Source organism: Bacillus gobiensis (assembly GCF_001278705.1).
Classification (GTDB): Bacteria; Bacillota; Bacilli; order Bacillales; family Bacillaceae; genus Bacillus; species Bacillus gobiensis.
In genome coordinates this window covers 1520928-1535001 of the sequence record NZ_CP012600.1, presented here as the reverse complement: position 1 = coordinate 1535001, position 14074 = coordinate 1520928, and the positions used below count along the sequence as shown (strand labels likewise).

Here is a 14074-nt window from a genome sequence, read left to right as displayed (position 1 = left end):
AAAGATAGTATAATATATTCCGGCTTGTGGGGAACGAATTTCCTCTCGAGCCTTTTTTCGTGTTCAGATCTTTTTTGAGGCATTATTCATATCTAGTGATCATACGCATAGACTTGTACAAATGACTACAAGGACGTGAAGAGAGTGCGCCTATATCAAAAATGCATGATGCTCCTGCTTGTTTCAGTTATTATTCTCCCGCTTATTCTAGCTAATAAAGCAAAGGCTTCCCTTGAAATTAGCGCCAAAAGCGCGATACTTATAGATGCCAATTCCGGAAGGGTCTTATTTGCGAAGGACGAGCATGAAAAAAGAAGGATCGCAAGCATTACCAAAATTATGACTGCTATACTTGCGATTGAGTCAGGCAAGCTCAATGAGACCGTTAAGGTAAGCGATCTTGCGGCAAGAGCTGAAGGCTCGAGGATTTATTTAGAGAAAGGACAAGAGATAAAGCTTGAGGATCTAGTTTACGGACTGATGCTTCGCTCAGGAAATGACTCGGCCGTTGCTATCGCGGAGCATGTGGGGGGAAGCTTGGACGGATTCATTTATATGATGAATCAAAAAGCAGAGCAAATAGGTATGAAGAATACACTCTTTCAAAATCCCCACGGCCTTGACGACCATGAAAATCATTTTTCAACAGCGTACGATATGGCTGTTTTGACAAAATATGCATTGCAGAATGCAACTTATAAAAAAGTTGCCGGGACCAAAAATTATCGTGCAAAAACAATGGAAGGGTATTGGAAAAACAAGAACAAATTGCTGACCGGCCTCTATGAATACAGTACGGGCGGTAAAACAGGCTATACAAAGCTGGCAAAACGAACACTCGTTTCAACCGCCGAGAAAGATAAGTCAAGCCTCATCGCGGTAACAATTGACGCACCTGATGATTGGAATGACCACATCTCTATGTTTAACAAGGCTTTTTCGACTTACAAGACCTATTCAATTATGAAAAAAGGCTATATTAAAGGCGTAGATAAGAAAATCTATCAAAACAAAATATTTATTAATAGGGATATCTCTTATTTAATGACCGAGGAGGAAAAGAAGAATGTTGTGATCAAAACGAGCTTGCTAAAGCCAAATAAATCGTGGGAGAAAAACCAAGAGAAAATTCCGGAAATCGTCGGACAAATGAGGGTCCAGCTTGACGGAAAAACGATAGCTGAAGTCCCTGTCTATTATCCGAATGACCGAAACACCCCGCCGAAAGTGAGCTTCTTCGATTCTTTTCAATCTGTATTTATGCAGCTGACTGGCGGTGCAAAATGGTCAATATAATATGGGTTTTTCTTACCGTTGTCGGACTGGTTTTTGCATTTTTTAATGGAACGATGAATGAAGTGAACGAAGCGATTTTTAATGGGGCAAAAGAAGCGATTACGATTTCAATTGGTCTTATGAGTGTGCTTGTATTTTGGCTGGGACTTATGAAAATTGCTGAGCAGTCAGGCTTGCTCGCTTTTTTTAGCCGGATGCTCCGGCCGTTTATTTCAAGATTATTTCCAGATATTCCGAGTGACCATCCGGCGATGGGATATATCCTGTCCAATTTGATGGCAAACTTTTTTGGGCTTGGAAATGCGGCAACTCCTTTAGGCATAAAGGCTATGGAACAAATGAAAAAGCTGAATGGCAATAAAAATGAAGCAAGCAGGTCGATGATTACCTTTCTGGCCGTAAACACATCTTGCATTACATTGGTTCCCACTACTGTCATTGCTGTCCGTATGAGCTATGATGCGAAAGCCCCCACTGATATAGTCGGACCTACCATCGCTGCAACATTGATTTCGGGAATCGGTGCCATTTTAATTGACAGGTATTTTTACCATCGGAGAAAAAGAAAGGACGGGCTTTGATGGATTTTATCAATTTGCTGTCGCTGGCTATTATCCCAATCCTGATTGCAGGTATATTACTCTACGGCACGTATAAAAAAGTCCCGACGTATGAAGCATTTGTTGACGGGGGAAAGGAAGGCATTGAAATTGCGTTTTCGATCATTCCGTATTTGGTGGGCATGCTCGTCGCCGTGACTGTCTTTCGGGCATCAGGGGCAATGGAATTTCTAATGAATCTAGCGGCGCCATTTTTTGCAAGCCTTGGAGTGCCGACTGAAATTGTTCCTCTCGCTTTTATCCGGCCGATTTCAGGATCAGCGGCACTTGGCATGACAACGGACTTGATCGCGACTTACGGGCCTGATTCTTACATTGGAAGGCTCGCTTCTGTTATGCAAGGCTCAACAGATACGACTCTGTATATATTGACGGTTTATTTCGGCGCTGTCGGCATTCAGAAAATGGGAGACGCCTTAAAGGTGGGGCTTCTTGCGGACTTAATAGGAATTATTGCCTCGATTGTAATTGTCATGATATTATTCGGGAGCGCCTAGACAGGTGCTTTTTGTTCTTGCCAGACTTGTTTGTTTTGATAGAAAAACGTATGATAGACCCTGAGGTGAGCAAAATGGAAAGATTGCAAAAGGTAATCGCTCATGCCGGAATTGCATCGAGACGAAAAGCAGAAGAATTAATCAAAGAAGGTAAGGTGACGGTTAACGGCAAGACGATCAATGAACTTGGTGTTAAGGTTACCGGTACCGACAGAATTGAAGTAAATGGGGTAAAAATTGAAAGAGAAGAACCCGTTTATTTTTTGCTATATAAACCAAGAGGAGTGATCTCTGCTTCTGAGGATGACAAAGGACGGAAGGTAGTTACCGATTTTTTCGAAGAAGTTCAGCAAAGGATCTATCCGATTGGCAGGCTGGACTATGACACAAGCGGTCTGCTTCTGTTAACCAATGACGGGGAATTTGCTAATCTTTTGATGCATCCAAGATACGAAGTGGACAAAGTATATGTAGCAAAAGTAAAAGGAATTCCGCCGAAGGAGACGCTGAAAAAGCTGGAAAGAGGCATTCAGCTTGAGGACGGAAAAACCGCTCCGGCAAAAGTGAAAATGCTGTCGCTGGATAAACGAAAGCAAACGAGCATAATTCAGCTGACGATTCACGAGGGGCGCAACAGGCAGGTACGCAGAATGCTAGAAGCCATTGGCCATGAAGTTTTGAAATTAAAAAGGGAAGAATACGGATTTTTAAATTTACACGGATTGCGTACTGGGGATGCAAGAGAGCTAACCCCACATGAGGTAAAGAGGCTTCGGGCCATGGCAGCGCACGGAAAAACCACTTTCTGATGTCACACAACCTTCAAAAAAGAAAAAACCGCTATTCTTAATAAAATGCTATAATTTAGCTGATATGCGTTGGATGGGAGTGACGGATAATGGGACGAAAACGATTAGTTATTCGGACAGGCATTCTCCTTGTGTTAATGGGAACGCTTGCATACACGCTTTATAATGCTGTATTTGCCTCTGAAGAAAAGATTTCGGAAGGATCAAAAGCTCCCAATTTTGCCTTGCAAACGATGGACGGAAATGAAATAGAGCTAGACGATTTAAAAGGGAAGGGAGTCTTTTTAAACTTCTGGGGAACGTGGTGTGAGCCCTGCAAAAAGGAGTTCCCGTATATGGCAAATCAGTATCGGGAATTTAAGGATCAAGGAGTAGAAGTGGTTGCAGTCAACGTAGGGGAATCGAATCTGGCGGTCAATAACTTTCGTGAAAGCTATGAAGTGAATTTTCCAGTTGTAATCGATAAAGACAGACAGGTACTTGAGGCTTATGATGTAAATCCTTTGCCGACAACGTTTTTGATCAGTCCTGAAGGCAAGGTGGTAAAGGTTGTCACTGGATCAATGACAGAGCGGATGATCTATGATTATATGAATATGATTAAGCCGGATTAAGGAGCTTGCTCATGAATGAAGTGAAATGTGAATGCGGACATGTTAACCCTTTTGGTACGGTACTTTGCGAGGCTTGCGGGAAGCCATTAATTGATGACGGAAAAAAGCTTTTAGACATGCGCTACGATGGAAGTGCAAGGCGCTCTCAGGTTTACAAAAAAACGAGCATTGATAAGGTATGGAATTTTTTCTCCTCGGTAAAGGTTGGAGTTTGGTTGATTGTAATTACCCTTGTTGCTTCAGCGATAGGATCCTTTCTTCCACAGGAAACGTTCTTGCCTAGAAATGCACAAGCAAATACATATTATAAAGAGCAATATGGGCTATTTGGAGACATCTATTATTTTTTAGGGTTCCATAACCTTTATGGTTCATGGTGGTACTTGCTGCTCATTGCTTCCATTGGGATTTCTCTTGTAATTTGCAGTCTTGACCGCGTGATTCCTCTTTATCGGGCATTAAAGAAGCAAAGAACGGTGCGGAATGAAAATTTTATGGAGAGACAGAGGATTTTCAGCCGGACGGATAAAGAGCTTTCAGCTGACTTAAGCCAAAAACTATATCAGCTTATGAAAAAGAAGAGATATAGAGTAAGAGAAGAAAACGGCAATTTGTTTGCCGAAAAAGGAAGATTCTCGAGGTGGGGGCCTTATGTGAATCACATTGGGCTTATTATTTTTTTGGTTGGAGCGATGCTGAGATTTGTTCCGGGAATATACGTGGATGAGGTTCTTTGGATAAGAGAAGGAGAAACACTTCCCATACCCGGAACAGACGGCGAGTACTACTTAAAAAATAACCAGTTTATTCGTGAAACCTACAACAGCCAAAACGAAAAAGAGATTTTTTCTGAGGCGATTAATGCAGCCGGAGATGGAAGTGTCGCAAAGAATTTTCAAACGAACGTGGAGCTTTTTAATCGGGAAGACACTATTGTCCACGGGAAAACTCCCGAGCTTTCCAAGATTAAAGACGAAGAAATTAAGGTAAATGAACCGTTGAAATTTGATTCTTTTGCTTTATATCAAGTCGATTTTAAAGAAAGTGAACTAAATCAAATGGCGTTTCAGCTCATTCAAAAATCGAACGGCAAATCCTTTGGCAGGATCAAGGTCGATCTCGTAAATCCTGAAGCAAACTACGATCTTGGTAACGGTTACAAAGTGAAGCTATCAAGCTATTTGCCTGACTTTTATTTCAATAGCTCCGGTGAGCCCGATACAAAATCGAGGGTTCCAAACAATCCGGCCTTTGTCTTTACAATGATTACGCCGGATCATCCGGATGGCGAGAAGAGCTTTGTGGCGATTCAGGAAACGATCGAACCCTCAGGAGAAAATGAGTTTCAAATGAAGTTTGACGGAGTGGAAACAAAAAACGTATCTGGTCTAACGGTTCGAAAGGATTTAACGCTTCCTGTTTTGGCGGTTGGAGGCATCATCTTCATGATTGGAGTAGTACAAGGCATGTACTGGCAGCATAGGCGAATTTGGATAAGGTCTTCTGAGAGCGGGATTTTGCTTGCAGGACATACAAACAAGAACTGGCATGGGCTTCAAAAGGAGATCAGTCAATTGATTGACGGTGAATTAGCCCCTCCTGAAGATCAATCACACTTGCAAAAAAAAGCTGCTAAAATTGTATAGAGGAGGGATTTGATGATTTCAAGCGGTAATTTTCTATTTGCAGCATTTCTTTTATATTTAGCAGGAACCGTTTTTTTTGGAGGAACGATTCGCAGCCAATCAGCTAAAACCAATAAGAAAACATGGTGGGGTACTGTCGCGATAGCACTTGCGATTATAGGCTTGCTTTGCCATATTAGCTATTTTATTACCCGCTGGATTGTCTCGGGGCATGCTCCGATAAGCAACATGTTTGAATTTACGACTGCGTTCGGAATGATGATTGTTTTGGCATTTATCATTATTTATTTTATTTATCAATCGTATATTCTCGGTTTATTTACATTACCCTTATCACTCTTGTTAATTGCATACGGGAGCATGTTTCCAAGTGAAGTCTCTCCGCTGATCCCTTCCTTGCAAAGCAACTGGCTCTACATTCATGTGACAACAGCAGCTCTCGGACAAGGAATTCTGACGATCAGCTTTATTAGCGGCGTTATTTATTTGCTTCGTTCAACGGATCAAACTGTTTCGAACAGGAAAACATTTTTTCTGGAACTGATAATGTTTTTTGTCGTCGTAACCCTTGCATATATTGCTGTCACCTCTGCCTTCCGGATCATGGATTACCGGGCGGAGTTTAACTGGATAGATCAAAACGGGAAACAGGCGAACATGGTTTATGAGCTTCCTGCGATCGTCGGTCCGAATGAAGGAAAGTTATTAACAGAAGGGAAAATGGAGCCTCTCGTCGATGTGCCGCCGCTTTTTTCCGGGAGAAAACTAAATACCGTTATTTGGTCCTTTTGTCTAGGGCTTGTATTATATGGGGTTATTCGAGTGATCATAAGAATGCGTATCAGCGCGTTTTTAAAGAAATTTGTCAATCGGGTTAACTTGGATGTCATGGATGAAATCGGATATCGAGCCGTCTCAATCGGGTTTCCGGTCTTTACGTTGGGCGCACTGATTTTTGCAATGATTTGGGCGCAGCTCGCGTGGTCGCGGTTTTGGGGCTGGGATCCGAAGGAGGTATGGGCCCTGATTACTTTTTTATTTTATGCTGCCTATCTTCACCTTCGATTATCAAGGGGCTGGCATGGCGAAAAGTCAGCATGGCTCGGGGTTGTGGGCTTTGCAATTATTATGTTTAACTTAATTTTTGTCAATCTTGTCATTGCCGGGCTGCATTCCTATGCGTAATAAAAGCCGCTTTTTTTATCGAAAAAGAACTTTATGATAATCTAAACGTATGTAAATGAAACTGGAGGTCCGGCCATATGGAACAAGCAGAAGAAATAAAAATACTCGTTGTCGATGATGAGGCTAGAATACGCCGCCTTCTCAAAATGTATTTAGAAAGAGAAGACTATCAAATCGAAGAGGCTGAAAACGGTGATGAAGCAATAGAAAAAGGGTTGTCAACAGACTACGACCTGATATTGCTTGATCTAATGATGCCAGGTACAGATGGCATAGAAGTCTGCAGGGTTATCCGGGATAAGAAAGCGACCCCGATTATTATGCTGACGGCAAAAGGGGAGGAAGCAAATCGAGTTCAAGGATTTGAAGTCGGAACCGATGACTATATTGTCAAGCCTTTTAGCCCGAGAGAAGTTGTATTGAGAGTAAAGGCATTGCTAAGAAGATCTTCAAGAACTTCTTATTTAACCACGGAAACGACAGCCAAGGATGTTCTTGTCTTTCCCCATTTGTCGATTGACCATGATGCGCACAGAGTCACTGCTGATGGAACTGATGTCAGCCTGACTCCGAAGGAATACGAGCTTCTCTATTTTTTAGCTAAATCACCGGATAAGGTATTTGATAGAGAAAAGCTTCTCAAAGAAGTTTGGCAGTATGATTTTTTTGGTGATTTACGGACAGTCGACACACACGTTAAGCGACTTCGCGAAAAACTGAGCAAGGTTTCTCCGGAAGCAGCCAAAAAGATTGTGACCGTTTGGGGAGTGGGGTATAAATTTGAGGTCGGGGCTGAATGAAATTTTGGAAGAGTGTTGTCGGAAAGCTTTGGATTACCATTCTTCTCCTCGTCTCCTTCGTATTATTCATTTTGACTATCCTGCTGCTTGAATTTATCGAAAACTATCATGTTGAAGAGGCAGAAAATGAATTAACACAGCTTGCAAACAAAGTGGCGGTTATCCTTGGAAATCATGAGGACCAGAGCCAAGCAAGATCGATTGCTTGGGAATTAGCAGACGAGCTGACAAGCATTGCCATTGTGGAAAATGAAAAAGAATATTGGTATTCTCCCGGAAAAAAAGACCTTCCGAGCTCTATTACATTACAGGAAATAAACGGTGATCCCGAGCTTAAGCAGGCGCTTGCCAGTCACAAAAGAGTGAGCAAACGAAAGGACCATGAAAGCGGAGATAAGGATGAACGGCTGATTGTAGGTGTTCCGTATGATTCCGGCAGCCAGCAAGGGATGGTTTTCTTATCCCAATCTCTTCTTGCGGTGAAAGATACGACGGCACATACGACACGATATATTGTTTTGGCCGCAGGAATTGCCATTATTCTTACAACCGTGTTTGCCTTCTTTTTATCGAGCCGTGTCACCTATCCACTTAGAAAAATGAAAGAAAGCGCCCAGGAACTCGCTAAGGGAAAATTCCATACGAAGATTCCGAAGCTGACAAATGATGAAATTGGCGAGCTTGCTGTTGCCTTTAACCAAATGGGAAGGCAATTGAAATTTCATATTACGGCATTGAATCAGGAGAAAGAGCACTTATCCAACATATTAAGCAGTATGGCCGATGGCGTCATTACAATTAATATTGACGGAACGATCTTAATGACTAACCCACCTGCTGAACGTTTTTTGCAGTCGTGGTATTACGAGAGAAATATGGACGTAAAGGAAGGCGAAGAGCTGCCTCCCGAAGCAAATGAAGTGTTTCAGAGAGCGGTCAGTACGGAAAAAGAGCAAGTAGTCGAAATAACGCTCCAGAACAGAAGCTGGGTATTACTGATGAGCCCGCTGTATAACCAGACGGATGTGAGAGGCGCTGTAGCCGTATTGCGCGATATGACAGAAGAGAGAACGTTGGAAAAGCTCAGAAAAGATTTTATTGCGAATGTCAGCCATGAATTGCGAACGCCGATCTCTATGCTTCAAGGCTATAGTGAAGCGATTGTTGACGATATTGCTAGCTCAGAAAACGAGAAAAAAGAAATCGCCAAGGTGATTCATGAGGAATCGCTCCGCATGGGCCGGCTCGTGAACGATTTGCTTGATCTGGCAAGAATGGAAGCCGGTCATATTGCACTTTCATATGAATCTGTTGAACTAAAAGAGTTCTTTGTGAAAGTTCTTCGCAAGTTCCAGGGGATCGCAAAGGAGAAAGACATTTCCTTGACTAGTAATCTGGAGTTATCACAAGGGTTATTCCAAATGGATCCGGATAAAATCGAACAGGTGCTGACGAATTTAATCGATAATGCCATTCGCCATACAGAAAAGGGCGGATGCGTGTCGGTGAATGTCCGAACTTTGAATGAAGGCCTGAAAATTGAAATATCCGATACAGGATTAGGAATTTCAGAAGACGATTTACCGTACATTTTTGAACGCTTTTATAAAGCGGATAAAGCCAGAACAAGAGGGGAAGCAGGAACAGGCTTAGGTCTTGCGATCGTAAAAAATATCGTGAATGCCCATAATGGGACGATTCATGTTCACAGCAAGCTAAATGAAGGAACGCAATTCACTTTATTCATACCGCATTAACGGGCAGTGGGATTTAGGCCAATAAAGAAGTCTAATTGGTAGAACTACTGCCTGTAAAAGCTAGGATTGGCCTCACCTTATCCTTCCGCATTTACGGTTTTGAAAAGAACAAATGATGATCCGTGAAGGAAAATGCTTCACGGATATTTCATTTGTCTAGTTTTGACGAACAATCTTGTTTCATGCGAAACATAGACCGTTTTACCTGGGAGGGAATTGGAATATTAAGATAAAATTAAGGGATTTTTCCTTTCAATTCTTTCACTCGCGTAATATAGTTGTAATGTAACTTTTTTTAGTTGCATACGACAATAATGTGAACGGAGGTTTTTCCTTTGGAAGAAACCTTTCAAAGAATATATGAAAACTACCACAACGATATATTCCAATTTTTATTCTATATGGTGAAAGATAAATCTCAAGCTGAGGATCTAGTTCAAGAAGTATACATAAGAGTGCTTAAATCCTATAAAAACTTTGAAGGCAGGAGCAGTGAAAAAACCTGGCTGCTATCGATTGCAAGGCACGTCGCCATTGATTGGTTTAGAAAGCAGCAAACATTAAGGCAGCGAATGCTCGGGACTTTCGATTGGGATAAGCAGGAAATCAAAGACTCGCAGCAGCTTCCAGATGAATTGGTTGAGCAAAATGAAAATTTGCAGGAAATTTACAATGCATTAGATGAATGTACGATCGACCAAAGATCGGTTATTATTCTCAGATTTATCCATGGGTTTTCGATATCCGAAACGGCTGAGGCGTTGACGTTCTCTGAAAGCAAAGTAAAAACAACACAGCATAGAGGTTTAAAATCACTTCGCAAACATCTGGAGCTTTTGAAGGAGGAACAGGGATTTGAAGAAGAACGAGTGGAACGAAGAACGGATAAAGGTATTACTAAATCAACTTCCAACAGTTAAGGACCAACGTTCAGCTCAACAGGTATATAAGCAGCTTCTCATGGCTAAGCAAGAGAAAAAGAAGAATAAACATTGGGTGTGGCCTGTTCTAGCGTCATTTGCTGTTCTCTTTCTCGCTTTCCTTATTGCTCCTGTATTTTTTAAAGGGAATCAAAACGCTTCCGAATCATCTGAGAGCAATTTGCAAATGAAAGAGGAAGCATCTACTGATGATTCAGCTGTAACTTTTCAAAAAGAGATTGAAAAGGATGCTGGGCTAGAGCAGTCTTCTGAAGAGACAAATGAAAAATCACTGATCGTTCCTGCAAGGGATGCAAAGCGTTATTTCACGGTTGCATTTACGGATGCTGCTATGGCGTCCGTTATTCCAGTAAGTATCGAAAAATCGACCGAAACGGAAAACATAAATGATATTATAAAGAAATATGACAAACTAAAGCTGAAAGATCTTGGCTTATTTAAACCTCCTTTTTACGATAATATGAAGATTGAAGAGGATAGCGGCAATAAAGAGGTTACAGTTTTCTTATCTAAAAATGATGATCTTTCATCTTCCGCTGAATCTCAATGGTTTGAAAAGCTCCTAAAAGAAACAATGAAATGGAGCCCGTATGATAGAGTTCAAATTAAAGGCAATGCAAGTGTAGCAGGCGACTTGCTTGGAGGAATGGAAGAAATCGAAAAAATACAAGAAAAAAATGCTTATCTTAAGTATGAAACCGATTCAGGCGAAAGATATCTCATGCCTACTGAGCAGTCTTTTAATACAGTCGAGGAAGCATTTGATTCAATGAAAATTGCCTTCGGAGCCGAACAAATCAAGCCGCTTATGCCGGACGGCTTGTCCATTGAATCTGTTCAAAGCGAAGGACATGAACTTATCGTAAATTTTTCTGATACAAAAGAACAGATACAACCTGCAGATGAGCTGGCGATGCTTGAGGGGATAATGCTGACAGCGAAGGAGTTCGGCTATCAACAGGTTCTTTTCACAAATTTATCGAAAACAAGGATCGGGTCATATGATGTAACAAAGCCAATAGATGTTCCAGCTGCCCCGAATCCGATTAAAATAAATTGATGAAGGCCCTTTTTAGGGTCTTTTTTATTTTTCTCTAATAACGTTGAACGAAAGAATACATGTATAAAAAAAGTATATTTTCCCAATACTAAGCTGTCATGAGTATATTAGGAGGGAATCTTTTTGAAATTTTGTCATGCTGTAAGTCTTCTCATCTCTGGAATTCTTCTGCTTTGTTTAGTTGTGCGCACGCCTTTTGCAATAGCTGAGGAATCAAAAGGGAAGGATTGGATACAGCCGGTAAAAGGAGAGCTCACAGATTTATTTGGGACAAGAGAAGGTAAGCATAAGGGAATTGATATCGCTGCTTCAGAAGGTGAAGAAATTCGTGCCGTAGATGATGGGGTTGTAGAAAAGTCATATTACTCTTCATCATACGGACATGTGATTTTTTTGGCGCATGAAGACGGCTATGAAACCGTTTATGCTCATTTAAGCAAACGCATGTATCGTGAAGGTGAAAAGGTAAAAAGGGGCGAAGTCATTGGGATTATCGGAAATACGGGTATCTCGACAGGCACACACCTTCATTTTGAAGTGCATCGGGGAAACTGGACGCCGGACAAACGATTTGCGGTTGATCCATTACATATGATCAAAAAAGACCAATTTCAAGAGCAAACTGTACCTGTACAAGCAAAAACAAGTGTGAACAATAAGAAATTGATGGACGTAACGGTGAAAAAAGGGGATACCCTTTGGTCAATTGCAAAAGAACATCATTCAACAGTTGTTGAGTTAATGAAAATAAATGAGCTTAAATCTGCAGCGATCGCTCCCGGTGATAAGCTTTTTCTATCGGCACATGGCGAGTCAACGAGAATGTATGTGGTGAAAAAAGGAGATACGTTATTTAGCGTAGCGAATAAAAACGGAATGTCCGTTCAAAAATTGCAGCGCATGAACAATCTTAAAACTACGGTGATACATATGAATCAAAAACTATATGTCATCACTGATCCGATTTAAAAAGATCCTCAGCATATAGCTGAGGATCTCATAAATTGAATCATTAATTAGGCAAATCGATTGAACGAACAGACACTATGTCAGATATGCTTTTCAGCTTTTCGACAATTTCTTCTTCTAATTGGCGATCAAACGAGAGCATCATGATTGCTTCTCCGCCTTTTTCTTTTCGTCCTACCTGCATCGTAGCGATGTTGACTCCATGTTCTCCCAAAATCTGTCCAACATTGCCGATAATTCCCGGCATATCACGATGATGAATATAAATGAGGTGGCCAGATGGATAGAAATCTATCGTAAATCCATTTATAGAAACGATTCGTCCTCCAATGTGAGGAATGTGTGTAGCCATTAGAGTAAATGTAGAGTAATCTCCTGTTACTTTTACAGAAATAGTGTTTTCGTAACCGCTGTCGGCAGTTGAAAACTTTTCGCTAAAGCTGATTCCTCGTTCTCTGGCGATCATACCAACATTAACTTCATTCACAGTGGAATCAACGCGTTGGCTGATAAAGCTGGCTAAAAGGCTTTTTGTAATAAAGGAAGTTTCTAAATCTTCAATAGACCCTTCATATTCGATCGCAACATCTTTAACTGGTTCCCGCATACATTGAGAGACAAGATTTCCGATTCTTGAAGCCAGTTGATGATACGGTTGGATTTTGGTGAACGCATCTTTGCTCATGGCAGGCAAATTGATAGCCGAATGAACTGGCTGGCCTTTAGCGTATTGCAGAACCTCTTCAGATACCTGCGCAGCTACATTTAACTGTGCCTCTTTTGTAGATGCTCCAAGATGAGGAGTAGCAACAACATTTGGGTGATCCACTAGTTTATTGTCCACTGGAGGCTCTACCTCAAAAACATCTAATGCAGCACCTGCAACTTGTCCGCTTTCCAATGCTTCATAAAGAGCCTCTTCATCAATGATCCCGCCTCGGGCACAGTTTATCAGGCGAACGCCTTTTTTCGTTTTTGCAATCGTTTCTCTGTTTAAAAGCCCTTTCGTATCCTTTGTTAAAGGGGTATGGACGGTAATAATGTCGGCAGCAGACAGCAGTTCATCAAATGTACTTGAAGTCACTCCTAGCTTTTCTGCGCGGTCTTGGGTAAGGAATGGGTCGAAAACATGTACCGTCATTCCGAATGCTTTCGCCCGATAAGCGATCTCGCTTCCGATTCTTCCCATTCCGACGATTCCTAATGTCTTCCCATAAAGTTCAGCACCGACAAACGCTGTCCGGTTCCATTCTTTTGATTTCACAGAAATATTTGCTTGGGGGATATGTCTCATTAAAGAAGCAAACATTGCAAAGGTATGCTCTGCAGTTGAAATGGTATTGCCGTTAGGAGCGTTAATGACGATTACGCCGTGCTTTGTCGCTTCGTCTATGTCAATGTTGTCGACACCGACCCCGGCGCGTGCCACAATTTTTAATGAAGTCATCTTTTGAAAGAGATCTTCAGTTACCTTGGTTGCACTTCTTACCAAAAGCCCATGAAATGTATGTAATTCATCTTCGACTTCTGATACGTTTTTCTGTACGATTTCAATTAATTCAGAATTCAATAAGGGTTTTAACCCGTCGTTGCTCATTTTATCAGAGACCAGCACTCGAAACATTGTAAGATTTCCTCCTAATTATACTTCATAAATATTGATAATTTATCACAGAAACACTCAAAGTGTCAATGCTTAGGTAAAGCAGTAAAGCGTTAAACCTCTTGGGCGACTTTATTAACTAAGAAAATATTCGTAACGTATTCCTAATGCCAGAATCATTTTTATTCGGAAATACGAAAATCAGAGGTGCGCTCTAATAGTACTTATACAGTATACTCGATTATTAAACAATATTCTGTACATATTTTCACAAAAC

General features: G+C 41.3%; 13 protein-coding genes. 12 read left to right on the top strand and 1 reads right to left on the bottom strand.

Features of this window, described 5'->3' with window-relative positions:
• Positions 1-144 precede the first annotated feature (144 nt).
• From AM592_RS07500 to AM592_RS07445, 12 genes are all read left to right on the top strand, one after another.
• Positions 145-1296 (top strand): D-alanyl-D-alanine carboxypeptidase family protein, encoded by a 1152-nt coding sequence (locus tag AM592_RS07500; RefSeq protein WP_053603215.1) that lies wholly within the window; start codon positions 145-147, stop codon positions 1294-1296.
• The gene (locus AM592_RS07495; RefSeq protein ID WP_053603214.1) at positions 1284-1877 is read left to right on the top strand and encodes a nucleoside recognition domain-containing protein; all 594 of its coding nucleotides are present in this window, start codon (positions 1284-1286) and stop codon (positions 1875-1877) included. Before AM592_RS07500 ends, AM592_RS07495 begins: the two co-directional genes overlap by 13 nt.
• A complete protein-coding gene (locus AM592_RS07490; protein WP_053603213.1) occupies positions 1877-2413 on the top strand; it encodes a spore maturation protein in 537 nt (178 codons plus the stop codon). The genes AM592_RS07495 and AM592_RS07490 overlap by 1 nt, the downstream gene beginning before the upstream one ends.
• A gap of 74 nt (positions 2414-2487) precedes the next feature.
• Complete coding sequence (gene rluB / locus AM592_RS07485; protein WP_053606024.1) at positions 2488-3222, top strand: 23S rRNA pseudouridine(2605) synthase RluB; 735 nt, start codon at positions 2488-2490, stop codon at positions 3220-3222.
• 89 nt (positions 3223-3311) lie between these two features.
• On the top strand, positions 3312-3836 hold the full coding sequence (gene resA / locus AM592_RS07480; protein WP_053603212.1) for a thiol-disulfide oxidoreductase ResA: 525 nt from the start codon (positions 3312-3314) through the stop codon (positions 3834-3836).
• Between the two features lie 11 nt (positions 3837-3847).
• Complete coding sequence (gene resB / locus AM592_RS07475) at positions 3848-5482, top strand: cytochrome c biogenesis protein ResB (protein WP_053603211.1); 1635 nt, start codon at positions 3848-3850, stop codon at positions 5480-5482.
• Between the two features lie 12 nt (positions 5483-5494).
• On the top strand, positions 5495-6667 hold the full coding sequence (gene ccsB / locus AM592_RS07470) for a c-type cytochrome biogenesis protein CcsB (protein WP_053603210.1): 1173 nt from the start codon (positions 5495-5497) through the stop codon (positions 6665-6667).
• Between the two features lie 77 nt (positions 6668-6744).
• Positions 6745-7467 carry a response regulator transcription factor gene (locus AM592_RS07465; RefSeq protein ID WP_053603209.1) on the top strand — a complete coding sequence of 241 codons (723 nt, stop codon included), beginning with the start codon at positions 6745-6747 and terminating at the stop codon, positions 7465-7467.
• Positions 7464-9224, top strand: coding sequence for an ATP-binding protein (locus AM592_RS07460; protein ID WP_053603208.1), 1761 nt, complete (start codon positions 7464-7466; stop codon positions 9222-9224). The genes AM592_RS07465 and AM592_RS07460 overlap by 4 nt, the downstream gene beginning before the upstream one ends.
• A gap of 335 nt (positions 9225-9559) precedes the next feature.
• On the top strand, positions 9560-10144 hold the full coding sequence (gene sigX, locus AM592_RS07455) for an RNA polymerase sigma factor SigX (protein WP_053603207.1): 585 nt from the start codon (positions 9560-9562) through the stop codon (positions 10142-10144).
• Complete coding sequence (locus tag AM592_RS07450; protein ID WP_053603206.1) at positions 10080-11225, top strand: hypothetical protein; 1146 nt, start codon at positions 10080-10082, stop codon at positions 11223-11225. Before sigX ends, AM592_RS07450 begins: the two co-directional genes overlap by 65 nt.
• A 123-nt stretch (positions 11226-11348) precedes the next feature.
• Positions 11349-12194: a M23 family metallopeptidase gene (locus tag AM592_RS07445; RefSeq protein WP_082363843.1), complete on the top strand. Its 846-nt coding sequence runs from the start codon at positions 11349-11351 to the stop codon at positions 12192-12194.
• A 43-nt stretch (positions 12195-12237) separates the two neighbouring features.
• On the opposite strand, the gene serA is transcribed toward AM592_RS07445, so the two are convergent.
• On the bottom strand, positions 12238-13818 hold the full coding sequence (gene serA / locus AM592_RS07440) for a phosphoglycerate dehydrogenase (RefSeq protein WP_053603205.1): 1581 nt from the start codon (positions 13816-13818) through the stop codon (positions 12238-12240).
• Positions 13819-14074: the final 256 nt, after the last annotated feature.